Annotated in this window: 21 protein-coding genes; 1 reads left to right on the top strand and 20 read right to left on the bottom strand. The window is 37.3% G+C overall.

Going from position 1 to position 25,778, the window contains the following annotated elements:
- Nucleotides 1-67 precede the first annotated feature (67 nt).
- Complete coding sequence (locus ACJVDH_RS21710) at nt 68-1,789, bottom strand: capsule assembly Wzi family protein (protein ID WP_443945498.1); 1,722 nt, start codon at nt 1,787-1,789, stop codon at nt 68-70.
- Between the two features lie 352 nt (nt 1,790-2,141).
- Between ACJVDH_RS21710 and ACJVDH_RS21705 the strand changes: the two genes are divergently transcribed.
- On the top strand, nt 2,142-2,891 hold the full coding sequence (locus ACJVDH_RS21705; RefSeq protein ID WP_443945497.1) for a polysaccharide deacetylase family protein: 750 nt from the start codon (nt 2,142-2,144) through the stop codon (nt 2,889-2,891).
- Here ACJVDH_RS21705 and ACJVDH_RS21700 read toward each other — a convergent pair.
- The 19 genes from ACJVDH_RS21700 to rfbA form a co-directional block, all read right to left on the bottom strand.
- The gene (locus ACJVDH_RS21700) at nt 2,883-3,521 is read right to left on the bottom strand and encodes a class I SAM-dependent methyltransferase (protein ID WP_443945496.1); all 639 of its coding nucleotides are present in this window, start codon (nt 3,519-3,521) and stop codon (nt 2,883-2,885) included. The genes ACJVDH_RS21705 and ACJVDH_RS21700 overlap by 9 nt on opposite strands.
- Before the next feature lie 15 nt (nt 3,522-3,536).
- The gene (locus ACJVDH_RS21695) at nt 3,537-5,168 is read right to left on the bottom strand and encodes a gliding motility protein RemB (RefSeq protein ID WP_443945495.1); all 1,632 of its coding nucleotides are present in this window, start codon (nt 5,166-5,168) and stop codon (nt 3,537-3,539) included.
- Nucleotides 5,155-7,044: a polysaccharide biosynthesis protein gene (locus ACJVDH_RS21690; RefSeq protein WP_443945494.1), complete on the bottom strand. Its 1,890-nt coding sequence runs from the start codon at nt 7,042-7,044 to the stop codon at nt 5,155-5,157. The genes ACJVDH_RS21695 and ACJVDH_RS21690 overlap by 14 nt, the downstream gene beginning before the upstream one ends.
- A 69-nt stretch (nt 7,045-7,113) precedes the next feature.
- Nucleotides 7,114-8,091 carry a UDP-GlcNAc--UDP-phosphate GlcNAc-1-phosphate transferase gene (locus ACJVDH_RS21685; RefSeq protein ID WP_443945493.1) on the bottom strand — a complete coding sequence of 326 codons (978 nt, stop codon included), beginning with the start codon at nt 8,089-8,091 and terminating at the stop codon, nt 7,114-7,116.
- Nucleotides 8,088-8,975, bottom strand: coding sequence for an NAD-dependent epimerase/dehydratase family protein (locus tag ACJVDH_RS21680; protein WP_443945492.1), 888 nt, complete (start codon nt 8,973-8,975; stop codon nt 8,088-8,090). The genes ACJVDH_RS21685 and ACJVDH_RS21680 overlap by 4 nt, the downstream gene beginning before the upstream one ends.
- Nucleotides 8,972-9,721, bottom strand: a complete 750-nt coding sequence (locus tag ACJVDH_RS21675) for a glycosyltransferase family 2 protein (RefSeq protein WP_443945491.1) — start codon at nt 9,719-9,721, stop codon at nt 8,972-8,974. Before ACJVDH_RS21675 ends, ACJVDH_RS21680 begins: the two co-directional genes overlap by 4 nt.
- Nucleotides 9,718-10,731 carry a glycosyltransferase family 4 protein gene (locus ACJVDH_RS21670; protein WP_443945490.1) on the bottom strand — a complete coding sequence of 338 codons (1,014 nt, stop codon included), beginning with the start codon at nt 10,729-10,731 and terminating at the stop codon, nt 9,718-9,720. The genes ACJVDH_RS21675 and ACJVDH_RS21670 overlap by 4 nt, the downstream gene beginning before the upstream one ends.
- Nucleotides 10,732-10,760: 29 nt before the next feature.
- Entirely contained in the window at nt 10,761-11,747 is a 987-nt protein-coding gene (locus tag ACJVDH_RS21665; protein WP_443945489.1) for a glycosyltransferase, read from the bottom strand.
- A 1-nt stretch (nt 11,748) separates the two neighbouring features.
- Entirely contained in the window at nt 11,749-13,050 is a 1,302-nt protein-coding gene (locus ACJVDH_RS21660) for an O-antigen polymerase (RefSeq protein WP_443945488.1), read from the bottom strand.
- Complete coding sequence (locus ACJVDH_RS21655; protein ID WP_443945487.1) at nt 13,050-13,994, bottom strand: glycosyltransferase family 2 protein; 945 nt, start codon at nt 13,992-13,994, stop codon at nt 13,050-13,052. The genes ACJVDH_RS21660 and ACJVDH_RS21655 overlap by 1 nt, the downstream gene beginning before the upstream one ends.
- The gene (locus ACJVDH_RS21650; protein WP_443945486.1) at nt 13,991-14,968 is read right to left on the bottom strand and encodes a glycosyltransferase; all 978 of its coding nucleotides are present in this window, start codon (nt 14,966-14,968) and stop codon (nt 13,991-13,993) included. Before ACJVDH_RS21650 ends, ACJVDH_RS21655 begins: the two co-directional genes overlap by 4 nt.
- Nucleotides 14,969-15,002: 34 nt before the next feature.
- Complete coding sequence (locus tag ACJVDH_RS21645) at nt 15,003-15,815, bottom strand: DUF5672 family protein (RefSeq protein ID WP_443945485.1); 813 nt, start codon at nt 15,813-15,815, stop codon at nt 15,003-15,005.
- 1 nt (nt 15,816) lies between these two features.
- Entirely contained in the window at nt 15,817-17,268 is a 1,452-nt protein-coding gene (locus tag ACJVDH_RS21640) for a flippase (RefSeq protein ID WP_443945484.1), read from the bottom strand.
- Nucleotides 17,269-18,333 (bottom strand): lipopolysaccharide biosynthesis protein, encoded by a 1,065-nt coding sequence (locus ACJVDH_RS21635; protein ID WP_443945483.1) that lies wholly within the window; start codon nt 18,331-18,333, stop codon nt 17,269-17,271.
- 2 nt (nt 18,334-18,335) lie between these two features.
- Nucleotides 18,336-20,828 carry an SLBB domain-containing protein gene (locus tag ACJVDH_RS21630; RefSeq protein WP_443945482.1) on the bottom strand — a complete coding sequence of 831 codons (2,493 nt, stop codon included), beginning with the start codon at nt 20,826-20,828 and terminating at the stop codon, nt 18,336-18,338.
- Nucleotides 20,829-21,019: 191 nt separating this feature from the next.
- Entirely contained in the window at nt 21,020-21,769 is a 750-nt protein-coding gene (locus ACJVDH_RS21625; RefSeq protein ID WP_443945481.1) for a tyrosine-protein phosphatase, read from the bottom strand.
- Between the two features lie 453 nt (nt 21,770-22,222).
- Entirely contained in the window at nt 22,223-23,359 is a 1,137-nt protein-coding gene (gmd, locus tag ACJVDH_RS21620) for a GDP-mannose 4,6-dehydratase (protein ID WP_443945480.1), read from the bottom strand.
- A 160-nt stretch (nt 23,360-23,519) separates the two neighbouring features.
- Nucleotides 23,520-24,794, bottom strand: a complete 1,275-nt coding sequence (locus ACJVDH_RS21615; RefSeq protein ID WP_443945479.1) for a nucleotide sugar dehydrogenase — start codon at nt 24,792-24,794, stop codon at nt 23,520-23,522.
- A gap of 111 nt (nt 24,795-24,905) precedes the next feature.
- Entirely contained in the window at nt 24,906-25,766 is an 861-nt protein-coding gene (gene rfbA, locus ACJVDH_RS21610; RefSeq protein WP_443945478.1) for a glucose-1-phosphate thymidylyltransferase RfbA, read from the bottom strand.
- Nucleotides 25,767-25,778 lie beyond the last annotated feature (12 nt).

Raw genomic sequence — 25,778 nt, 5'->3', positions numbered from 1 at the left:
TGCCCGAAATTAATCATTTAATTGTAAATATAAAATTGTTCATGGATTCAGTTCTAATGAATGAAAACTAAAATAAGTATGCAACACCAATCTTAGCATGTAAATTATTCACATCCTGTTTATTCCAATTCCAATAATCGCCAGGAGGATTGCTGTCTTGCCATTGATACTGATAGTTTAACGAACGGATATAGGTAAACTGGCCATTGAAAATCAATTTTTTGTAATTCCAGGAAAAATTTGTGCCGATCGACAAATCAATCCAATGCCTGTTAATATATTGGTTTTTATCTGCAGATGCGTATGCGAAACTATAAAATAGATCGTTATTATTCACTTTACGCTCAAACTGTAAACCTATTCTCTTTAACCCTTTTACCCAACTCACATCTAACGTCTGCAAATTACTACCTGGCCCGATTCCTGCACCAAGTACCTGTCCTTTATTTGTATAACCATCCAATACCTGATAATGGGAGTACCAGGTTTCACTCGCACGGGTTTCTCTAGTAGTCCCCTTTTCCAATTGTGTAAGCTCCACTCCAATTTGAATAAATTCATTATTCCTTTTTAATGGAACAAGCTTACGAAAACCAACGACATAAGCCCTGGTGTGCTCAGGCTCTACGATTCCATCCCGTATATCCTGTGCAGCGTCATTTCTTCCATATTGAAAGTAAATTTCTGCGTGGCTTTCAGGCAGGACATACCTTGTAAAGAAAGAAATATACTGATCTCTTTCAGCAAGATCGTCCGTATTAACGGTGCCTGTCTCGTATGCAGATTTCTGAGCGGGGCTGAAAATCGGAAAATATGCATTGAAGCCGCTCCCCATATTTTTGCTATTTACGATAAATGTTCTATCTAACCCCAAATATAAACCTGGTACCCACTTTGGTTGATAAGTAAATACAAATCCAGAGATATACCTCCAATCATAAGGTTTTTGTATAAGTTCATTTCTAATTGCTATCGGGACTGTCGGATCATTTATCAAATTAACTCCGGAGCTCTCCAAACGTCCTCCAATAATTTGTGCTTCAAATGAGCCAACATAAGTTTTTATCGGCCGGGTTGTATTCAATGTGAAATGTCTAAATCCTGAAGCATTATTACTCATCAAGAGTGAATTTCTAACACCTGGACCCCACCATAAATTTTCATTGGAAAATCCAAAAGACACTGGACCTGCATTCAAACGAATACTTGTTTGTCCCAAACTTAATTTACTATAAGCGCCATTTCCAAAGCGATCAGGCAGATCTATTTTGTTGTAAAAAGTAGTTGTTACGGGCGTGTTCCAATACACTCCATTCGGTGCATCAGCCAGGCGCTGAAAGCCTTTGTTTTCTGCGAAAACGTATTCTGGTCTAAATTGAATACTTAAAGGACCGATTTTCGCATAGATACCCGCAGAAATTTGTGTCTGATAACCTCTTGCCTGCACCATTGATCCATCGTTCATTCCGTAAGGATGGTGAGAATTGAATTGTTGTTGCCAGGTTACCGGCAAAGCATATATCGCGGCTTTAAGTTTTGGATTGCTCCACAATAATTTTCTGAAGTTATGAAGCGAGTAATTTGCACTATCCGGATCAAGAGCCAGGTTGTTCTTATCGTTCATAAACATCGGGCGAATCATATAAGAACTATTTGAACTATCTTTCCCAAGCAACTGTTGCCTGCGGTAAGCATCTTCTACATTTTCCAATAAACCGACGGGTAAAGTCTGTGCGAATGCAAAAATACTAAAGGTAGTGAATAAGAAAGAGAGGCTTAAAATCCTCATGGGTTTGCGTAAAAATTTCAATGAGATCTCGTTAATCGTTTCGCAAAGGTAGGTAAAGTTCTTCAATCTCTAAACTTCGTTTTATATTATACACAAATTTGCGGGAATATTCCCCACAGCCGCCCGCTTTGAGCCAAAACTATGCCACAAACATATTAAGATCAAAAATGAAGTATTTAATCCGCTAATCCAAATGTAAAAATTAATCGAAATGGTGTTCGAGAGTAAATAACGACAATATTTTAATGCATTAATAAATTTCGGAATAAAAAGACGATTGATTTATGTTTTGATTTTAATAATCTGTTTCTTTGGAGTTGAATATAAAACAGAACACTTCCTTTCTACTTAAATGAATATTCCGATTGTTATGCTACACCATGTAGCCGATTCTCCGCATGCAACTTTAGAGAAGTGGTCAATCGGTCACCAGAAATTTTTAGAGCTGTTAGATTGCATCGAGGAAAAAGGATTAAAAACCTCCACTTTTAGGGAAATTAACGAGCGGGGTTGGAAAAAACCAGATCTGACAAACAAAATTATTCTCACTTTTGACGATTGCCCGATTAGTTTATTTGATTTCGCAATACCAGAACTTCTGAAACGAAAAATGAAAGCTGTTTTTTACATCCCAACAGATCAAATAGACGGATTAAACACTTGGGATATCGACGAATTGGGTACAATACCGGTTTCGTTGATGAATGCAGAACAGCTCATCTACCTCCAATCTAATGGAATGGAAATTGGAAGTCACGGCGAAAAACACATTCGATTAACTGAAGCCAGTAATGAGTTGGCTTTCGCAGAAATTAGCAATTCAAAACAAGTTTTAACTGATTTGCTCGACTCAAAAGTTTACTCGTTTGCCTATCCTTATGGTAAGGTACCGAAAAGACATCAGCAAATGCTGATAAAATCAGGCTACAATTTCGGCATCTCCATATACTCTCCTTTTGAAACCAAATTTTCACTCCGTCGTTTCGCCATTCACGATACCGATGATCTGGAAAAAATCCGGTTTAAACTGAGTAAGCGCTATAATATTATGCGTTACTTTTATGATCCGATTTTTCTGTTGAAGAAAAAATTGTTAGGTTAAAGGTTTGAATAAACCGATTTTCCACCGTTGTCCTTTAGAATTTAGTACGGTTTCAATGTCAACAAAATTATATTGCTCATTCAAACGTTTCCAAATGAGTGCATGTTCAGCGTAATCAAAAATGGAAACGATTACGCTACCCCCAGGTTTTAAATTTTCCTGAATGGCTCGCGCCAGGCGTTCATAAGGCTTGTTGAAATAATACAGGCACTCATTGAAAATAAGAACGTCAAATTTTTCAGTGATTTTATCTCTATCAAAATCAACTTGTTTAAACCTAAAGCCGGGAAAGTCGTTTTGGGCCTGCAGAATTGCTGTTGAAGAAATGTCTATTCCATAGTAGTCTGCCGGGTCTTCGATTTCATCTTTCAGATAATAAAACAAAACGCCTTGTCCGCAACCCACATCTAAAAGCGTACCTTTACTATGTTCTGCATATAATTTCCGAATGCTGAGATAATGCCCGGATTCTTCATTAGAATACAAATAATCCCAGGCACCTTTTTCAAACTGATGTTCCCAGATGTCTTTCTCCACCCTACTGCCAATTCCATATTTGTACAGAAATCTTCTGGAAAGGTTTAATCTAACATAATTAAAAAGCTTCTTCAGGTTGAGAACAATGTTCATCTTAAGTATCAGAAATTAAAAATCGCGGTATAAATTACGGAAGCTACTTCTGATTCCGAAAGTAATGAGTTTTGTATTTTGTGTGGTTAAAGAAGAAGATTCGCGTCTGAAAATTCCACCCAATTCTAAACGTAAATTGTATTTTGGATTTACGATATAGGCAACTTTAGCTTCTGAAAAGAACAAATTGGTTTTAATGCCCTGACCGATTGTATTGCCGTAATCCTGAACTCTCGTTCCATACGGCAAAAAGATATTTCCGCCATAGTTCAAACCTTCGGGATCTGCTCCGTAGTTGGCATAAATGGCCTGACCTTGAAAATCAAAACGTTTGTACGTATAATTCATAATTCCTAGAAACTCGCGGAAATTTGCACCCAGAGGATGTGCCAATGGCTGATTCATCGCTGCATAATTGGAAACGCGGTCAAAGTGTGAATAGGTATAAGGCCGGGCCGTATTAAATTCTGCAAGGTAATTCAGGTTTTTAACTTTAAATAAATCAGATCCGCGGAAACCAATTTGCGCAGCCCATTTATTTGCCCAATAACCTGTATTCGAGAAAAATTCTCGTGCTGTAAATTCGTCAAGCATGAACTGACCGTAAAGAACAGTTTTATCGAAAACTTCATATTTTAAGTTAATGCCCAGTCTCATTTTGTCGGGAGAACTGGTATTGGCACTTTCAACTGCGCGAAGAAAGACAAAAGGATGAGCGTAGTTAAAATCAAAGCCACGTTTTCCCTCCACTTCGGCATCTGCCCAGGTTACAGCCTGAAAAAAACCTGCTGAAAAACGTTTGGTAATGTTCCAATCTAAGTAATGTGCAGCCATCCATTTCCCCCGATCACCTAAGCGCCTGTCTTCTGTTAAAGGAGTTGCACCAGGATCTAACATATAAGCGAAAATGGTCTGATATTGTACATTTCCTAAAGTGGCTCGAAGTCGTAAAAATGAATAATTTGCCGCTACATCAGACAATAACATCGAACGATAACCATCGCCTATAAAGTTTTTATCGTAACCCAGCGCCAAATTAATGTGCTTATTTGGTGTAAAGGACATTAAAGCAGTAGCATAATTCCAATCTTTGGTTCGTTCACCCAGTTTGCCAGTCATTTCACTTGGCACAACCTGGTTTGTATTGATAAAATCAGTAACATAATTCGCGAAGACACCTTGGTTTTCGTAAAAGCTGGTGTAAAATGAAAATTGCTTCCCTACATTTACACCTGCCTGAAAACCACGCGTATTTAACCATGTGGTGGTTTTGTCATTAAATTCACGTCCAATCTGGTAATCCGGAACATAATCAATGTACCCGACAAAATCATCACCTTTAAAATTGATTAGATGCTCCTCAGTCGCTTTGCGTCTTAACCAAGAACGGCGATTTAAAGAATCCGTGCCCATGCTCATGAGCGATTGATAGCGCTGAACCAATATACTGTCATCTCCATAATATCCTTTGATGGAACTGTGGAAACGCGAGTTTGTATCGTAAACTGATGAATTTAATTTCTGATAAAACTGGAAAGAATAGGGAATATTCTGATTGGGCGTTTGAGCCATACTGCTTTGAAACCGCAGCAGAAGTGCAAACGTTAAAAGTATAGAAAATTTTAATAGCGTATTAGTTTTTTTCATTCGCGTGATCGAGTTCTTCGTATATGGAATTGTTGCTTTTATATTCCTGTACCAACTCTTTCATCATCACCACCACTTGTCTGTTGTCGTTAGATTTGGCACAGTCTACTAATTTGTAAATCTGTTTTTCTACATCATTAAATATGTATTCCCGAACCCTTCCGATCATGATTTTATGGTGATGCGTAGGCATTGTATTTTCATTGTCGTTCAACAACTCTTCAAACAATTTTTCGCCAGGGCGTAAGCCACTATATTGAATCTTAATGTCTTGGTTGGGAATCAAACCTGCTAAACGGATCATTTTTTTAGCCAGTTCGATAATCTTTACAGATTTACCCATATCAAAGATATAGATTTCTCCGCCCATTCCCATATTCCCGGCTTCCAAAACCAAGCGACAGGCTTCAGGAATGGTCATAAAATATCTGGTGATTTCAGGATGTGTTACCGTAACCGGGCCGCCTTTCTCTATTTGTTGCTTGAATCTTGGGATTACAGAACCATTAGAGCCCAAAACATTCCCAAAACGTGTGGTAATAAATTTGGTAATAGGTTTAACATTTAATCCATTAATATAGCTTAAACCGTTTGTGAAAATATGGTTGTAATCTGTGAGCGTATTGTTTAACGATTGTACATAAATTTCTGCAATGCGTTTGGATGCGCCCATGATGTTTGTGGGATTCACAGCTTTATCTGTAGAAATCATCACAAATTTACGTACGCCATATTTTACTGAAAGATCTGCAACGATTTTCGTACCTAAAACATTTGTTTTGATTGCTTCGCAAGGATTGTCTTCCATCAGCGGAACATGTTTGTAAGCCGCTGCGTGATATACAAAATGTGGTTTATAGGTTTGAAAAAGAAAATCCATTCTCTCCTTATCGCGTACATCGCCTACAAAAGCATGGTAGTTTGCGCCTTGGTTAAACTCTTCAAGCTCTAAATAGAGATCGTGTAAAGCGGTCTCAGATTGATCATTCAGAATAATCAAACTGGGTTCAAACTTAATTAACTGACGAACAATTTCGCTTCCGATTGATCCGGCAGCTCCGGTAATTAAAATTCTTTTGTTGCGAATCTGGTCCCGAATGCCTTCTACATCAATTTCAATCGTTTTGCGATTTAAAAGATCTTCAATATTTAAGTTCTGAATTTGTGACGATTGGCGACGTCCCTCTACCCAAACATTCGGTGGTGGAATGTTCAGAATAACCACATCATATTCCAGACAGGCATCTACAATTTCATTCTTAACATCATTTGGTATGCTATAAGCCGCAAAAATAATTTCATCAACCTCTCGGTTTAAAATCAGATTTTTTAAATCTTTCGCATCCAAAATGCGTACACCATCTATAGTTTTGCCTACTTTTCGGATGTCATCATCTACAAAAGCGACAATGTTTTTATTTACACGATTGTCATGATCGAACGTTCTTTTTGTTGCGATACCTGCTTCACCAGCACCATAAATCACCACACGCATCTGATCTAAATGCAGGTTTTTGGCATAAGTGAATATGGATTTTACCAAGATTCGGTATGCAATCAATGTTAAAAAACTAACCAAACCATACACTACGATAACGATATTGGACAAGAAAAGCTCTGTGGTAAATGCCGTTGAAGAAATATTTACACCAAACAACATGATACAACCCAACAACACGGCAAATAATATTCTAAAAATATCTTGTGCGCTGGTGTAACGTACGATACCACTGTATGATTTTACCAGAAAAAAAGAAATTGTGTTGATTGCTGTACAAACCAGTGCGATTCTGCTGAAGGATACCAGGTCAAGATTGGTAAGGTTGAAATTGAATCGAATAAAATAGGCAATCCCCAGGGAGAATAGGCACATCATTAAATCAATAATGAAAATCAGCCACCGCGGCACTATATTAATTATCCTGAACACCGTATATCTTAAGTATTAATCTATATCTATATGACCGATCAATTTTTTAAACCCCTGAGTAATTAATCGCAAGAGAACAATAAGCGTACCTGTTATGATTAAAATTGGCACAAGATAAGATAATTTGTCGATTGGAAAACAAATTATACCCAGATTAACTGCAAATTGAACCAAACAATAGCCTAAAGCAACTTTTAAATGCGGTATCTTTTTTTCGTTGGCTAAAAACTGATAAAAATGCGTTCTATGGGCTTCAAAAATGTTTTCCTTTCGCAACATCCTAAAAGACATGGTAGTTACCACATCTAATCCGTAGATTAAAAGAAGCAAAATATAGCTCACATTGTTGCTCACCACCATTAGTTTGATCAAAAAGAATAGTAATATAAATGCGATACTGACACTACCTACATCTCCGGCAAAACATTTTGCTTTTTTCCTGAAATTGAAAAAATTGAATACAATAACCGAAATGATGGCTACTATTATGAACATATGATCTATAAATGCAACACTAAAAATATCGATATACAATAAAGTTAACAGAGTAAGCAGCGCATAGCCTCCCGTGATTCCATTTATTCCATCCATAAAATTTATAGCATTGATGCTTCCGATAACAAAAAATAACGCCAGCAATAAAACATACCAATCAAACTGAAAAAGTTTAAGCTGAAAAAACAAAAATAGAACAGACAACAGATGGATAAAAAAGCGGACTTTAAAATCACGTGGTTTAAGATCGTCAAGAAAACTGATTACACTGATGAGAAGTAAACCAATTGTAAACCAGGCATACTCGAAACCTGAAAATAAAAAGGCAAGTAACATTGCAATTGGGAAAATTATACCTCCGCCTCTAATGGTATGTTCCGTGTGGGAGCTACGTTCATTAGGTTTGTCAATCACGTTATAACGGTCTGCAACCTTTAGATAAAGGTTCATCAGCCCAAACAGCAGTGCAAATACTAAAACAAGTTTTAGATAAATCATAGGGTAAAATTGTCGGCAACAGATTTTGGTGCCCAGCTACCTGTATCTTGTGCCTTCTGATCTGAAAACGTTAAACTATTGGTCATCTTACTGAGCTTTTTACTATTTATTGGTGCTTTTGCACCCAGCAAGTCGCCAATTTTTGCGGCTAAGTTAACCAAAAAATAAGGTAAAGAAACCGGCCTTTTCTTATTCAGCTGACTTGATATTACACTTGCAAGCATTTTGAAAGATGGATGTTTACCATCAGTAAGGTTATAAATTCCTCCGGTTTGGAAAATAGACGCGATAAACGGAGCAACATCTGTATTCATCAACATGCTTTTCCTAGCCGTTCCTCCAGCAACGTTAAAATAAAAACCTTTTGCAATGGCATGGATCATCGACTGAAGATTTCCTGGCGGATTTTTCCCTGCCAATAAAGGCAAACGCAAAATGGTACAAATCACATTGTTTTTTTTACACCAGGATTCTACCAATTGTTCTGCCTCAATTTTACTTTTTCCATATGCATCAGTTGCTCTTAATGGCTGTAATTCATCGATATTTTCTCCAGATTCGAGGCCATATACAGAAACAGAACTAATCAAAACGAAAGATCTTGGCAAACCAGAATTGCTTTCCAGCGCTTTCAACAGGTTCTCAGTACCCTGAACATTTACTGCATAAAACAGTTTTTTTTCTGCATCTGTTTTAGGCACGCTATGCGCTTTTGCTGCGCTGTGAATCACCAAATCGCAAAGTGGCAAATCGGGTACGCCGGCACTTAAATCGAAATTAATATCTGCTGCAGTTCTACTCAATGCAACCACATCTTCTTGTTGAAAATACGCCGCAATGGCTTTTCCCAAAAAACCGTTTGCACCTGTTAAAATGATTTTCATTTCAAAAATTGTGTTAAGCGCTTAAATATCCGTTTTGGCATTAGCAAAAAGGGAGCTTCTAATCCGTTATTCTTCCAGGATTGTAAAATTTCAAGGTTTCCATTTACAATATTCTTCAAACTCGCATTTGTGGCACCGCCCAATCTCATTTTCACAAAAAGACAATTGAGGTACGCACTTTTAAAACCGAAAAGTTTAAACAACCGAAGCATAAAATCATAATCGGCTGCAAGTTTCATTTCTGTATTGAAAAACCCAACTTGCTGATAAGCGGTCTTTTTTATGAACAGCGAGGGATGTGGCGGCACGTGCCCATCTTCAAAAAATCTTTTGTAATACGCTGTCGATTTCCATCTCCGTACAATTTTATCAACATCATCTGCTTTTACATAAACCAAATCACCGTAAACCATATCCAATTCATGGTCGTTCTGAAAGGCTTTCATCACATTTTCGAGCACAAATTTATCTGCGTAAACATCATCAGAATTTAAAATCCCAATTACATCACCGGTGCACAACGAAATGCCTTTATTCATTGCGTCGTAAATGCCTTTATCCGGTTCAGATTGTATTTTATCGATAGATTTCGCATAGCGATTGACGATAGCCAGTGTATCATCTGTTGATTTTCCATCAATAACGATATATTCTACGTCGGCATAACTTTGCGACAAAACAGATTCAATAGCCGTATGAACTGTTTTCTCATTATTGTAAACTACGGTAATAATGGAAATCTTCATTTAATCATATCCTTATAAACTTGAACGGTTTGCTGATAGCATTTTTCCCAGGAAAAATGTGCGCTCTGGAGAAGGCCCGCATCAGCCAACTCTGGTGCTTTCGCTTCTATACTCAATAGTGCTTCTTTAAAATCATCAACCTGCAATTGATTGAGCAAAATGCCTGCAGAACCCGCAACTTCTGGTATAGACGATGTATTTAGCGCAACAAAAGGCGTTGCAGTATTCATGGCTTCTACCAAAGGTATTCCAAAACCTTCATAAAACGATGGATAAATCAGTGCATATGCATCGTTATAAATCCGATTTAACCGGGCATTATCTACGTGAGTAAATACTTTCCATCGATTATTAATTTTTGCATTTACCAATTGTTGTTCTGCAACAGACAAAGGGCTGCCGACAATATAAAACTCAAAATCGGGCAATTCTGCGAGTACATTCACTGCAAAATCGAAATTTTTATAATAGGCACGAGATCCGATAAATAATATATATGGCCGATTGCTGTAAGGATTTTTATCTGCAAGGCGGAAGAAATCTGTAGATACTCCATTGTGAATTACAGAGATTTGATCTTCTTTTAGCTTTGGGTGATACGCCATCAAGTCTCTTTTTGTATTCTCAGAAACCACAAGAATTTTTTCTGCTAAAGCAATGGCTTTATTTTTTTGATACAAGTGGAGGTATCGGCGCATGCCACGGTAATATTTTTCATGTACAAAATCGTGAATGGTAATTACCTGATGCGCGTGGCGGTTTTGGGTAATTCTGTTGTAACTGGAATGGAAAATAAAATCTGAACGCCGATCGCTCAATTTTAAATCTCTAAAGCGGTTAATCAATAAACTACTTTTCGACAAGCCCGAAATTCGATTTTGTGGAATGAAAAGTTGTGCTCTGGATATATTCTGATTGGGCAATTCGGTAAAAGAAATATCGGTGCCATCGCGCAGTAAACGGCTGATGAGTTCTGTCCAATAGGTGGAAATTCCGCCTGCTTTTTGCAAGCTATAAATGATATTATCGTAATGAAGTATCAAACACGACCTCCTGTCTCTACCGCCTGCACTACTTTTTTGCGCAACAAAAATAAGGTGTAAAAGTATACCATATTCTTCCCAATTCCGATTTTCATAAGTTTGTGCTTTAACATATAAAGTGCCAAAGGCAAAAATCCGGATTGATATTTCTTTAAAAAACCAGCTACAATTTGCTTTTCGGCAAAAGCCGGATCGGTTTCATAACGTTCATAAAAAGTTTGAACCAAACTATAATTTGCTATAAGTGGTTTCAGCATGGTATCAGATTGACCGAGATAACGTTGAAATCTGGCAGTAAAACTCATCTTATCTACATTGCCGCTTACATTTTTGCCGTGCTGGCGGTACAGAATTAAATTTTCATTCAGCAGAACATTTTTCCCGAAGGCCGCGCACACCAAAGCCACGTAATAGTCGTGATTTACAGATTCTGTTGGGATATGTTTGATTTTCTGAACAGCAGCTGCGTTGATGATGATGGTACAACCCCAGGCATAATTTTCATGCAGAAGTACGTTTAGTTTTAGCGTTTGCGGCAAGGGGATCTCTGCATCAATTTTTCGATCGTCCTCATCAATGAAACTCAACTTACTGTAACAAAGAATTGGCGTTTTGGTACCTAAAATGATTTCATTTTTCACCAGTCCATTCAATGAACATTCAAGTTTATTGGGCAGCCAGATATCATCCTGATCGGCAAAAAGAATCGTCTCGCGTTGATTTTCGTAAGCCCAATCAAAAAGTTGGGAAAAATTGCGGCAGGGTGTTCCATGTAAATTTCCATATTCAATTCTGGAAATGCGTTTATCTTTCTGCGCAAAATGCTCGATAATATGTAATGTTTCATCATCAGAACCATCATCACGAATAATCAGTTCCCAGTGCGTATACGTTTGGCTACAAATACTCTGCAATTGTTTTTCCAGAAACTGCGCACCATTGTAGGTGGCCATTAGAATGGTAAGCAGCCAGTTTTCTTTCATCTCACTTAATCGCTATACGGTTTATCACAAAAAAGAAAGCAACAAAAAACATGTGGAAGAAATTGGTAAAGGCGCACATGAAAATACAAAAGATAAACAGTGACCATTCTACAATGTAGTATTCTCCATTTTTGGCTGCGTAATTTTTAAAGGAGTTCACGGAAAGCAACCCATAGAGAAAGTTAAAAATTAGAACACCAAACCAACGAAAATCCAAAAATGGATCGACTAAATATGTTCCGATTTTAGAATATGAGCTATACAAAAGCGGGTAGGTTTGATTTTTATCTACAGGCAACAATGTAATTACCGGACGAGCCACGTAAACCCCATAACTTACATAAGAATCTCGCTGAGCATTGTTTACAATCGCATTTGCTGCAGAAAAATTAACTGCTCCATACAATGAAAGATAGGTTTCAATAATGTTTGTAGGCTTAGTAATATCGCCGTAATCTCTTAAGAATTCATTTACAGACATCGACTGTCCGTCTTCAGATGATCCGCCACGTAGTTTTCCCAAAACAATAAATAAAACGACGCAAACAACTCCGATAGACAGTAACCGAACGATGGGAATTGTTTTATAATAACTGTATGCCATTAACATCGCAAATAGAAACAAAACGATGATTTGCCTGCTGAAAAAATTCAGAATAATGAAACTAGAAACTGCTGTAAGTAATAAAAACTGCCAAAAACGGATGGTTTTCTTTTTAAAAAGGATGTAGAACATTGCTGGCAATACAGAATTCAGAACAATAAAATTATGCAACGGCGTAACGTCTTTTTCATTCAAATCGTCATAAACAGCCGCATTACCAAGATTTAAAATCGGAAGATAACCCAGCTGTCTGATTTCCATCACGAAAACAGCAATACCAAATAAGAAAACCAACAATAAAAACCCCAAACTTAAGCGCTGACTTAAAGGAGGAATGTAACTTTTTAAACTGAAGGCATAGGTTTTCATGGCAACCAGACCGCCTATAACAAAACAAAGTACACTGAGAAATATTACAAGCATAAACTCGAAACTATATTCCTCCTGTCGGTCGGATAACACCAGAAATGAAAAGCCAGCGATATAAATGAAAATACTGTAGATGGTAAAAGGGTTGATAAATTGATTAAATCTGATAACAGAAAATATGGTTAGTGCCTGTGCAGTTAACATAAAACCAGAAAATGGGATTAATTCTCCAATTGTACATCCCCAGGATGCATAGCGATAAATAAGATATACATCTAAGGCAACGAACCCCGCGATGGCGAGGATTAGCAGATATAACTTTTTATCCATTAATTTTTTGTGTTTTTATAAATTCTGACACCCAGTTTGAAAGCTCCCTGCAACAACACAGTAAAGCCCTGAACCGGATTGCGGATAAAACTACTGAAAATATATTTCATGCCAGCGGCGATACTTAATGATCGAATTTGATGCAAAGCCAATAAATCGAGATTCAGTTTCTTTAAATGCTTTTGATCTTCACTGTTTCCGGCATTTGAAAACACCTCGTCCATATATTGGCGTACAACAACTTCGCCATTAAACATTTTTGCATGATTGGTCATGGCGCTGTTTCCATGAACGCGGATCCATGCAATGGATTTTGGATTGCCATCGAAAATAAACTTCGGATGAAGTTGTGCAACTTTAAACCAAAACAGCCAGTCTTCATTGTTTTTCAGATTGACATCGAACATTCCGGCTTTAACAACGAGTTCTTTTGCAACTAACGCGCTGTTGATCGTTAATACATTATTCCGCACCAAATGTTCAAAAAGATTTTTTTTTTCTAACGTTTTGGTGGCCAGAAAACCTTCGGGATATTTTTGGATCATTTCCGGCTGTGTAAACTGCCCTTCAAAAAATTTTGATTCAGAGAACACCAATCCGGCATTTTCTCTTTCCGCCAATGCAACCTGATGAGATAGTTTCTCCTCACTTAACAAATCATCAGCATCTAAAAACTGTACGTATTTACCTTGAGCAAGCTTGATACCATGGTTCTTTGTGGCCGAAGTTCCTCCATTTTCGACAACTTCAAATGTGAAAGAACGTGTTGGATATTGACAGATAAAATTGTTAACGACGGAAACCGTTTGATCTGTAGAACCATCATCAATAATAATGCATTCCCAATTTTGATAACGCTGCTGTACTACACTAAATAAAGTTTCTTCAATAAGGTGTGCGTAATTATAAGAAGGAATGATAATGCTTACGAGTGGTTCTTTCATATTTCCTCCAGCATTTTGGCTTTAATTATGTCCCAACGGTTTAACCACTGATGTTTTTTTAAAACCTCTTTATAGTTCTTCTCAATCAAAGATTCATAACTTTCATATTGATTCAAAATATCCAACAACTGTTCTGCCGGTCGATTTTCATCAATTTCGACAATTGGATTGTATCCGAAAACTTCAAACATATCAGACGGCAATATCCCAACCACTAAACATTTGGATGCCATGGCCTGAAGATACCTCAAAGTCATTGACGAGATATACTCTGCTCTGTTTGGATGTGTGATATTTGAAGGCACGCAAATTACAATTTTAGCAGATGCCAAAGCATTTGTAAAAGATGCCTTATCTGGAAAAAGAAAAGGCATCTCCGCTGTCCGATATATGTGATTTAATCCTGCAGTTTTAAGCGGCCCGGTAATCTGGTTGTGGTACGTATCGTACATCCGGCCAAATTCCAAAACATCTATAGTTCTCTCTTTTAAAACTTTGCTACAGTAATCATCCGCTTTTAGTGCTTCAGGCAACCAAACCGCTTTACATTTTATTCGAGAATATTTGGAAGTAAAGGTTTCAAACACCTGTTTAGACGAAAAAAAAACGTAGCGTACGTTAAAAAAATCGAGCAGCGGAAAAATCCATTTATGAAAACGCGGCCAAACATCGTACATATAAATAAAATTTAACCGCGAAGAAAATGCATAAGGCATTAGCAGCCGAAAATCGCCACTGATCATAGATGCGAAATTAATGATTGCATTTCTTCTGCTTCCAAGCTTTAATTTATACAGAAAAGGGAAATGAATCATTTTCCGGATCAGGAAAGACTTTACTCTGCTAAAAAGAACAAGCTTACGGCTGACTTCAGAAAAAGAAGAATCGTTTTCAATCGTACGGTAGAGCTCATCAATACAATCGAGATAATAAGCATCATCATTAGATTGTAACAAGCGCAGTTTTATTCCCATAGGTTACAAATGTGCAAATTTTTATAACATTAGACTAGTCTAACGGGTATCCAAATTTTTCTATATGGCTTTTCCAAAAGTTAAAATCATACTTCCACCAGGCATGACAACCGAAGGGCAATTTATGATTTGTGATTTCGTACAACACACCCGGATTTACTTCAAAACTAAAATTGATGGCTTCGGCTATTGTTGGCATTTTAAAATCAGGAAAATTTTCAGGAATAACTTCTGCCCAAAACAAATCTTCATTGATAATTGGTTGAAATGGATATCCCGAATAAATATAGATGTGCTGATGTTTAATATATCTGTAAAAATTGATGTAAAACGGACGATTAACATCGTCAAAAGTTCTGACAAATTTTAGTTTCTTAAAAGTGGTGCTAATCTTATAACAGGTTTGTATATTTCTCAGGCAGAAACCGCCGTTACCTAAACTTACAAGCGGACTATCGGCTGTTGCAAAATCATGCCCTTCAAAAAGTGGCGCGCCAATGTTATCGTATCCTCTTTTACACCACTCCAGCAATTCATCTCTAAATACAAAAGCATCGAGTTGATGAATAAGCATAAAATCATAATGGAGAAAAGAGCGGTATAAACCCGAAAACTTCATTAAACGATTGTATGAAGGAATGTCTTTGAAAAAATTATCGTTAAATGTTTTGTACTTTGCTTTACCTTCTTTAACGTATTTGTTTTGTTTTATAAATGTCTCCAGTCGTTGAGGAAGTATAAAATAAATTTGGTGTTGCCCCAAAATACGAAAACACTGATCCATAGAAATTCCCTCGTAGGGTTTAATCTGATCAGAATATATCGGAATGATGACACAAGCTTTCATATTAAGGTATTTTTTGAAGAAATTTTAATGGTCCAAAACCGCCTAAAACATTAAGTACTGTGCGGTTTTTCCATACAAAAACCTGTAGCAAAAAATAACTAATTGCAGAAACAGGCACTGTTGCGGCAATTACCAAAATCGGCGTATTGGTAATCTGCACAACCGCGTAGCGAATTGCTAAAAACAACGCCGCACTGATGATGGCCTGCACAAGTTGCATAACTGGAAATTTTAACCGAAATAATTTGAAAGAATAATAGAAAAGTGCCGCGGTTACACAACCTTCTGTAGCAAGTGAGCTAATGGCCGCACCGTTTTGTTTTAGTGACGGAATCAGTAAAAAATTTAAACTGAGGCTAATTACAACACCGATGATGGAAGCGAACAAAATTTTACGCTCTTGATGCAGCGGCAATAAAATCTGGTGTGCGTAAACCTGTGCAATACCCACAAAAATGACAATGAAGCATAAAATTTGCAATGAGCCAACTGCTGGTTCGTATGTATTGCCGGCAAAAAGTGCGATAATTTCCGGAGCAAGGCAATATGTACCAAAAGCTATAGGAATGCTCGCAAAAATTACAAAACTGATTGATGTATTTAAGAGTTTTCTAGCTTCTTCATGGTTGCCATTTTTAAAAGCCACAGTTAAGCGAGGCAAAAGCACCGCCGATAGAACTCCAATTATCGCCAATGATAACTTACTAATCCGCATGGCAGCGGCGTAATAACCAACATAAACATCTGCAGTTAAAAAACCGAGAATGATGGTATCAAAAACCAAATAAATGGTGGTAATTATGCTGTTAGAAAAAATAATGAAAAGCGGTTTCCAATGTCTTTTCAATTCCAGTTTCTGAAAGGATATTGGAACCATACGTTGTACTGCAAACGTATTAGTGGCTGCCGCCAAAAATGTTGCCAACAAATTAAGTCCATAATATATATTGCGATCTTCGGTAGAATGAACAAAAACAAATAACAAAATGATCGTCAAAAATCTGATGGAAACGGTACGAACGGCAATATATTTGAATTTTTCTATGCCTTGAAAAAACCATTCTGCAATAAATACATTGCCCAAAAGGATAAACATCCCGATTTGATACAACATAAAATTAGAATACATTTTCTGGTTGACCAGACTAATTCCGAGAAGAATGGCAATGGAAAGTAAAGATGTTACCAGGTGAATAAAAATCAATTCAGAAAAAACTTTGCCCAACGCAAGTCGGTCTCCTTTAACTTTCGCGATTTCGCGCACACCGTAAAGCGGAATACCTAACGCAGAAAAAATCAGGAAATAGGTGATAAAACTATCGGCAAAATTTACTGCCCCCATACCATCTGGTCCCAAAACACGAGATGCGTATGGAAACGTGATTAAAGGAAACAGAATTTGAGAAAGGGAAAGAAGTGTATTAAAAACAATATTTTTCTTCAATCCCGACATCTATCTGATCATTGATAAGAAACCATTTCTAGCAATCAGGAAACATGACAATAAAAAGCCAGTAAGAAAAAAACCAGCGAATATACCTTGCGGTTTTGTTGTTTCTACTTTATTAAGTGGCAAAACCGGTGCATCTATCATTTGGATTAATGGCATCTCTTTTCGCTGAGAGACTTTAGACATTTCCAGGTTTTTTACCAACTCTGTTAATATCGCTGTATTTGCCTGTGCATCAACCTGTCTTTTTTGCGAAGGTACTTTCAAGATTTGCCTAGCGGGATTGGCATTTGGATTAACATCTGTTAATGCAGCCATTCCTTCTAAAGCGCCATTCAATTCGCGCTTGACGGAATCTGCCTGATGCTGTAGGATCGCAACATTTTGCAAAGATTTTTTGGTCTTCGTAAGCACATAAAACTCATTCACGTTTTTAACAATCTGATCATTAAACGCTTTTGAGAACAATTCATCTTTTGAAGTCACCTGAACTTTCAAAATACTGAGTTTTTTATCTGGTTTGGTAACCACTAAATTAACGCGGCCAATCTCTTTAACTACAGCGCCCAAGATACTGTCTTGTGCACGCGCTGAACGTTCATCTTGTGTTTTATGGAAATTTATATTTTTCAAATACGGTTTTTCCGCCCATTGATCTCTTAACCTGTTAAAATCTATATACCGATCAATCAATAACTGTTTTTTGCCGTCAAAATTCGCCTCGGTCAATAACGCTTGTTGAATCATTGTACGCGATTTGTAAAGCTCAATTAAATTATCGCCCTGAAAAACACCACCGTTTCCTCCGCCACCTATTTCTATTCCAACAATTGAGGCCAATCCAGCCATTTGGCCCAAGCCTCCGCCAGCATTTGAATCTTCAAGTGCAAAAGTACTTATGGCCACATATTTAGGCTTCTTATAACTTGCATATAAAAATCCCAATACGGCTCCACACAAAGAGCCAACTAAAAGAATCAACCATTTGGATTTTAGATATTTGAACCACTCATTTACTTTGAGTGCCATTTCTTTTAAGGTGATCTCTTTACTTGCGTTTTCAGACATAACTAGCGGATCAAAGTGACGATAATAGCAGCCAAAGAAGCAAGTGCTGTAGATAATCCAATAAATGTGGCCGCATTTAAACGTTCTCGTTCGGCGCGTTTAGGTACAAATATCTCCGCACCTGGTTTTACTTTCGGAAAATTATTGAAGAATAAAAATTTACGGTTTGCCGCTACCGATCCGTTTGAATACACGATATATGCACCTTTTTTATAGGCATTGTAACTGAAACCACCCGATCCGCTGATGTAACCTGAGAAGCTTTTTCCTCGTTGGTATACAATACTATTGGGTTTTAAAACTTCTCCGGTAACGCGAACAGTTTGTTGTTCTTTAGGTACGCGGATAATATCTCCATTTTCCAAAATAAGATCATATTTTGATAAAGGTTTTTCCAAAATACGTTCCAGATCAATACCTACTAAATCACTTCTTAATACAGCCAGATCTTTATCTAAACTTGTGGTATCTCTAGCACCTGATTGCTTCAAACGTTGCAAATTCAAGAGCTTCTCTCTCTCTTCTCTTGCGGTCTCCAAACTGTCCATTCTTGGGCCACCAATTGCCGTTCTACGCAAAGACGCGCCTTCAACATAAGCCAGCGGACTTAACCCACCGGCTCGTTTTATAACGTCAGAAATACGTTCATCTTTTTTTGTTATGGTATAAATTCCCGGATACAAAACCTCGCCCTCAATTTTAATCTGGCTTTGTACATGATAGGTTTCTGAACTCCTTATAGAAACGATATCAAAAGGTTTAAGTTCAAAACCTTTATCCTGAACATTAAGATCCGGATCTACATTTACAGTAAACACTTCTGCAGTTTGTGCTGATGCCGAAGTTGCATCACTATTTTTGATCCTACGGGAAATTTCAATTCGGTTTGGCGTTGCTCCTTCGCGGAAACCGCCGGCCATCTGAATTAAAGACTCAAGATTCATTCCATCGCCAAAATTAAACGTTCCCGGCTGCCTAACTTCACCTTGTATACTTACTCTGTATTCGTCTCTCAAATCGAATTTAGAGTTGATGGTTACTTTATCTTCGCGCTGAATTTTGATATCAGGCTCTGTACCATTCATAATTTTAGCTACATCAAAAGATACTAAAGCCAGACTATTGTCTGCATTTAACCTCGATATATAACCTCTATTTAAAAAAGCATCTTCTTTTAAACCATCGGCTTTTAAAATCAATTTTTTTAAAGTCAGCTGTTCATCAACTTCATATTGGCCAGGTCTGAAAACGGCTCCTTCTATTACTACACGATTCGCAAATCGATCAAGAATTTTTTCTACAACAAATTTATCTCCGTTTTTCGGCTTATAAGTTGCAAAATCGGCTTCGTTAATATCCGTTACTTTTCTTTCTCTGCTGGTATTCTGCAAAACTTTAATCTGAGCAGAATAAGCATCATCCGCAAAACCACCTGCAAAACGCAAAGCATCAGCCAGCGTTTCTGAATTTTTCATTTCGACAATTGCTGGTCTTTTAATTTCGCCACTCAATTCAATACGCGTAGTGTATACCGGAATATTGATCACATCCTGATCTTGCAAACGAATGTTTCCCTTCTGGATTCCATTCAATAGAAAATCATAAATATCTACCGTATTGATAATTTTATTGTTGCGTACAATCTGAATATTCCTGAAAGTACCGTTAGCACTTGGACCACCAGAAATATTTAAAACATTAAAAAGTGAGGCAAGCGAGGAAATTGTGTACGTCCCGGGTTTTACTGCTTCGCCAACAACCGTTACAGCAATACTTTTTATATTACCCAAGGTTACAGAAACCGAAGTTCTACCTGTCCGCATTGCGGGATAAGTAGCCGATAGAGAAGATTTTATTTTTGAAATTGCCTGTTCGATACTTAAACCGCCAACAAATATTAATCCGGCATACTGAATGCGGATTGCACCATCCGGACTTACTTTTGATTTATAACTAACTTCATTATCGCCCGTAATGTCTATCAATAATTCATCGTCTGGCCCAATAATATAACCTTTTGGCGTGGCCATTCTCAAATTCGGTTCAAATTGCAGCGAAGATAAGGCAAAGAGTTCTTGCCCGAAAACTTTGGCTTTTGGTGTTGATGCAGCTGCTGCCTGGTTGGTTCTTAAAGCAGAATCTGCCCGTTTCTGATTGGTAGCCGTTCTTGTGCGTTCAATATCAACAAATGGCTTAGTTAAAGTTGCATCACCACCAGAAGATGAACTTTGAGAACCATCTTGTTTTCTGATCTTTTCTACCCGTGTACGTAGTTTATCAACTTCAGTTTGTTTCATGCCCTGTGCTACGGCCAGTTGCTCCAGTTGAGCATCTGAATATCCCATAGATTCTGCGCGTTGCATTAACTCTTTAATTTTCGCATCACTAAGCTCGTCAACCTTAATATCCGAATAGTTGGTTTGTGCAAACGAGGACTGCGAAATAATCAGGAAACAGAAAAAGAGGGTAATTTTGAATAGACTTTTAAACTTCATGTATAGGTAGTTTACAAAAATTCGCAACCGCAATGATCACGAAAATTTTCTATAAGAACAATTTTTCGGATCATTTGCCACGAATTAGCGCATCAAAAATACAAATTTATTTGATTAGGATTGGTCTTGTGTTAAGATTGACAAATTTTAACAATCTGGGCGTTGGAGTTTGACTGATGATTGTTCCGCAATTAAATTACAGCATCAAATTGTTGCTGAAATAATTCTTTATTCTTAAATGGATAGTGTCCGATAGTTTCATATAATTTACCAGATTGTACCGCATTTGTTAAAGTGTCTAAATGTTTATCGTGATGAAGATCTGTGCCTGCCAAATCGTACATGTTTTCTTTCAACAAGTATTCTGCAAGTTGTTTAACCTCTTTACCATAATAGCCTACAACAGATAACAAATTAAGCTGAAGTAAACATCCTTTTTCTTTGAAACGTTTTAACCGTGTTTTGTCTTTAAAATAAAATGTATACCGTTCTGGATGTGCCAAAATAGGTGTAAAACCTTTAATTTCTACATCAAAAACACGCTGACTGATATTAGGACTTTCGTTTAAATAAGACATCTCTATCAAAAGGTGTTTCTTTTGAACCGGACATAACTCTGCTTCCAAATCAAAATCCTGATCGATCATATACTCGGCAGCAAAATCCAACTTCAGGGAAACGCCCGCTCCATTTAATGCCTCTTGTAAATTTTTCTTTGCTTCTGAAATGGTTTCAAAAGTATTCGGATAAAGCTCCTTATAGATGTGCGGTGTTGCAATCAAGTGACTATAACCTAAGTTCTCCAGTGATTTTACAAATCTTAAGCTTGTATCGACATCCGGCGATCCATCGTCTATTCCAGGAAGAATATGGGAGTGCATATCTATTCCCAACCAAGAAATATCTGTTATCTTGCTCTTTTTACTAAAAAAACTTAACATAAACTTATTAATAAGGGTGTAAAACTTTAATATCTAAACGAGGTCAACAAACAAAAATTGGGGATTCACATAATTTTGCTTATATAAGCCATAAAAGTTTTTCAAAAATAGGTGATTGATGAACAGACAGAATTATAACGGGGATGTCTCATTCATCTGGGAGATAAAGATAAGAATTTTAAACACAAATCAATAGTTTTGTAACAAAAACAAGCAGAAAATACTTAGATTTTGTTCTAAGACTCCAATAAGTAATTATGAGTTCGCTAAGAATTACCTTTTAAATCTACTTTAGACAATAACTATCTAAGTAATAATTTTTATCCGACCGAATTGAATGACTCACATCACAAAAAGGTGATATAAGAGGTCATAAAAATTGTGGATATTCATAGAGGTATCAGAAAGAAAACACTTTTCCTCTACAAAATAATGTAGAGGAAAAGCAGTTTTTTATTCGAAATAATTCAGCGTTTTAAAACCTGAACCTCTAAGAAATTCATCTTTTTTCATTAAAGTAAGATCGGCATGAACCATATCTTTCACCAAAGCTGGCAGATCATATTTAGGTTCCCAACCCAATTGCGTTTTGGATTTTGTTGGATCCCCAAGAAGCAAATCCACTTCGGTTGGCCTAAAATATTTCGGATCAACCTTAACAATTGTAGTGCCCAGATATAGTTTACTGTAATCAATACCTAAAGTATTTAACTGATCTACGTCAAGACCAACAATTACGCCTTTCTCATTTTCATCTTTACCTGAAAACTCTACATCGATTCCCAACTCTGCAAAAGCCATCCGAACAAAATCACGAACAGGTGTCGTAATTCCGGTTGCAATTACAAAGTCTTCAGCTTTTTCTTGCTGTAAAATTAGCCACATGGCTTCGATGTAATCTTTTGCATGGCCCCAGTCGCGTTGCGCAGAAAGATTGCCTAAGTACAAACAGCTTTGCAAACCAAGGGCAATTTTTGCAGCCGCACGCGTAATTTTACGCGTAACGAAGGTTTCGCCTCTTAGCGGACTTTCATGATTAAACAATATTCCATTGCAGGCATACATATTGTAGGCTTCGCGATAATTTACTGTAATCCAGTAAGCATACATTTTTGCCACTGCATAAGGCGATCTGGGATAAAACGGTGTAGTTTCTGACTGAGGAACTGCCTGAACCAAACCATACAACTCTGAAGTAGATGCCTGATAAATTTTGGTTTTTTGGGTCAAACCCAAAATCCGGATTGCTTCCAACAATCTAAGCGTACCAATGCCATCTGCATTTGCCGTATACTCTGGCATTTCAAAACTTACATGAACGTGGCTCATCGCCGCGAGGTTGTAAATTTCATCAGGCTGTGTTTCCTGGATGATGCGAATCAGATTTGTAGAATCGGTCAGATCGCCATAATGAAGTTTGAAGTTGACATTGCTTTCGTGTTGATCCTGATATAAATGATCTATACGATCGGTGTTAAAAGATGATGACCTACGTTTTAAACCGTGAACCATATATCCTTTTTTCAACAAGCACTCAGCTAAATACGCGCCGTCCTGACCTGTTACGCCGGTGATAAGTGCAACCTTCATGTGATTATTTTATTGTTTAGTATTTAAAATCTTCTTGTCTAGATCATTTATCTCCGGATTGTTTTTACGGATAGCAACCAAGCACAATGATCTTGAAATCCTTACGCTTTGACTAATCACCTGTTTCGATCAATGGATTAATGCTTTATTTTTGCTTATTTTACAACCTGGCATCGATAAATTCCCGATCGATAAAAGATTTTGCATCAAAAATAATTGTTCCATTAGCTTTATACGCAGCAAAATCCAACTCGCGAAACTGATGATGCGCAACTGCTAAAACAATCAGATCATAGCTTTCATCCGTGCTTAGAACGCAATCTACTGCCAAATTATATTCCGATTTTACGCGTTGGGGATCTATCCAAGGATCATGAATATGAACTTCCATCGAAAAAGATTTCAATTCATTTACCACATCAATTACTTTGGTATTTCGAAAATCCGGGCAATTCTCCTTGAATGTAAATCCCAAAACCAGTGCTTTCGCTCCGTTAATCGCTTTGTTTGCCGCTGCCAAGAGTTTGATACATTTGTTGGCAACAAAGAAACCCATATTATCATTTACTCTTCGCCCCGAAAGAATAACTTCTGGAATGTAACCAAGTGCTTCTGCTTTGTGCGTAAGATAGTATGGATCTACACCTATGCAATGTCCGCCAACCAAACCCGGTCGGAAATTAAGGAAATTCCATTTGGTAGATGCTGCCGCCAACACATCAGTTGTATCGATTTCCATTCTATCAAAAATCAACGCAAGCTCATTCATGAAAGAAATATTAATATCTCGTTGTGCATTTTCAATCGCTTTCGCAGCTTCGGCAACTTTAATACTTGGTGCCAAATGTGTACCCGCTGTTATGATCGACGAATAGAGTTTATCTATATATTCCGCAATTTCTGGTGTTGAACCAGATGTTACTTTCTTTATCTTGGTAAGCGTATTTACTTTATCTCCCGGATTAATCCGTTCTGGTGAATATCCACAGTAAAAATCTACGTTATATTGTAATCCGGAGTATTCTTCAAGAATCGGAACACAATCTTCTTCAGTACAACCCGGATAAACGGTTGATTCATAGATAACAATATCTCCTTTTTTAATGTGCAGAGCGATAGATTTAGTCGCCGATAAAAGTGGAGACAAATCCGGTGCTTTAAACTCATCAACCGGTGTTGGAACCGTTACAATATAGATATTGCATGATGAGATTTCATCTATTGTTGAGGTGAAACGTAATTGACCACCAAGCTTCAAGTTGTGCAGCTCTTCTAAATCTGCTTCTTTAGTCAGGTCGAAATCTGTATTTAGTTCATTAATTCGATTTGTGTTGATATCGTAACCAACCACACTGTATTGATGCGCAAAAGCAATGGCCAGCGGCAAACCTACATAACCAAGTCCTACAATTGCAATCTGTAATTGTTTATCCATATCACTTTATTGAATTGCAAATATAAGTTATAATTTTTTTTGCGTGATGCGGGTTAAAACAAACGCCATTCCAGCATACTGAAATGGCGAACAATACATTATAGATTTTTTCTATTTAATCTGTTTCAACAAATAGCTTCCGTATCCACTTTTCACTAATGGTGTAGCTATTGCCCGAAGTTCTTCTGCGGTGATGAAACCCATGCGATAAGCGATTTCTTCAATACAGCCAATTTTCAATCCTTGTCTTTCTTCAATAATCTGGACAAATTGCCCGGCTTGCATTAAAGAAGTAAAAGTTCCGGTATCTAACCATGCAGTACCGCGGCTTAAAACACCAACTTTTAGTTTGCCGCGTTCAAGATATACTTTGTTTACATCGGTAATTTCGTATTCACCACGAGGTGATGGTTTAATGTTTTTAGCAATTTCTACGACTTCATTATCGTAAAAATACAATCCGGGAACAGCGTAATCAGATTTAGGTGCAGCAGGTTTTTCTTCAATTGAGATTACTTTATTGTCTTGATCAAACTCTACCACGCCGTAACGTTCCGGATCTGAAACCTGGTAAGCAAAAACAACTCCCCCATCTGGATTTGAACTGGCTTGAAGTAATTTTGCCATTCCGTCTCCATGAAAAATATTGTCCCCCAAAACCAAAGCAACTTTGTCGTTTCCGATAAACTCTTCTCCAATAACAAAAGCCTGCGCCAAACCATTTGGCTCTGCCTGAACAGCGTAACTAAATGAACAGCCAAGATTTTTTCCGTCTCCTAAAAGTTTTTGAAAATTTGGAAGATCATGTGGAGTAGAGATAATGAGAATTTCTCTGATACCAGCCAACATTAGTGTAGATAAAGGATAATAAATCATTGGCTTATCATACACAGGCATCATTTGTTTGCTGCATGCCAATGTTAGGGGATGTAAACGTGTTCCGCTGCCGCCAGCGAGGATTATGCCTTTCATATATCTCTTATT

The organism is Pedobacter terrestris (genome assembly GCF_052343045.1).
Taxonomy (GTDB): domain Bacteria; phylum Bacteroidota; class Bacteroidia; order Sphingobacteriales; family Sphingobacteriaceae; genus Pedobacter.
The sequence above is the reverse complement of the archived record's forward strand: the minus strand, read 5'-3'. Positions and strand labels throughout refer to the sequence as shown.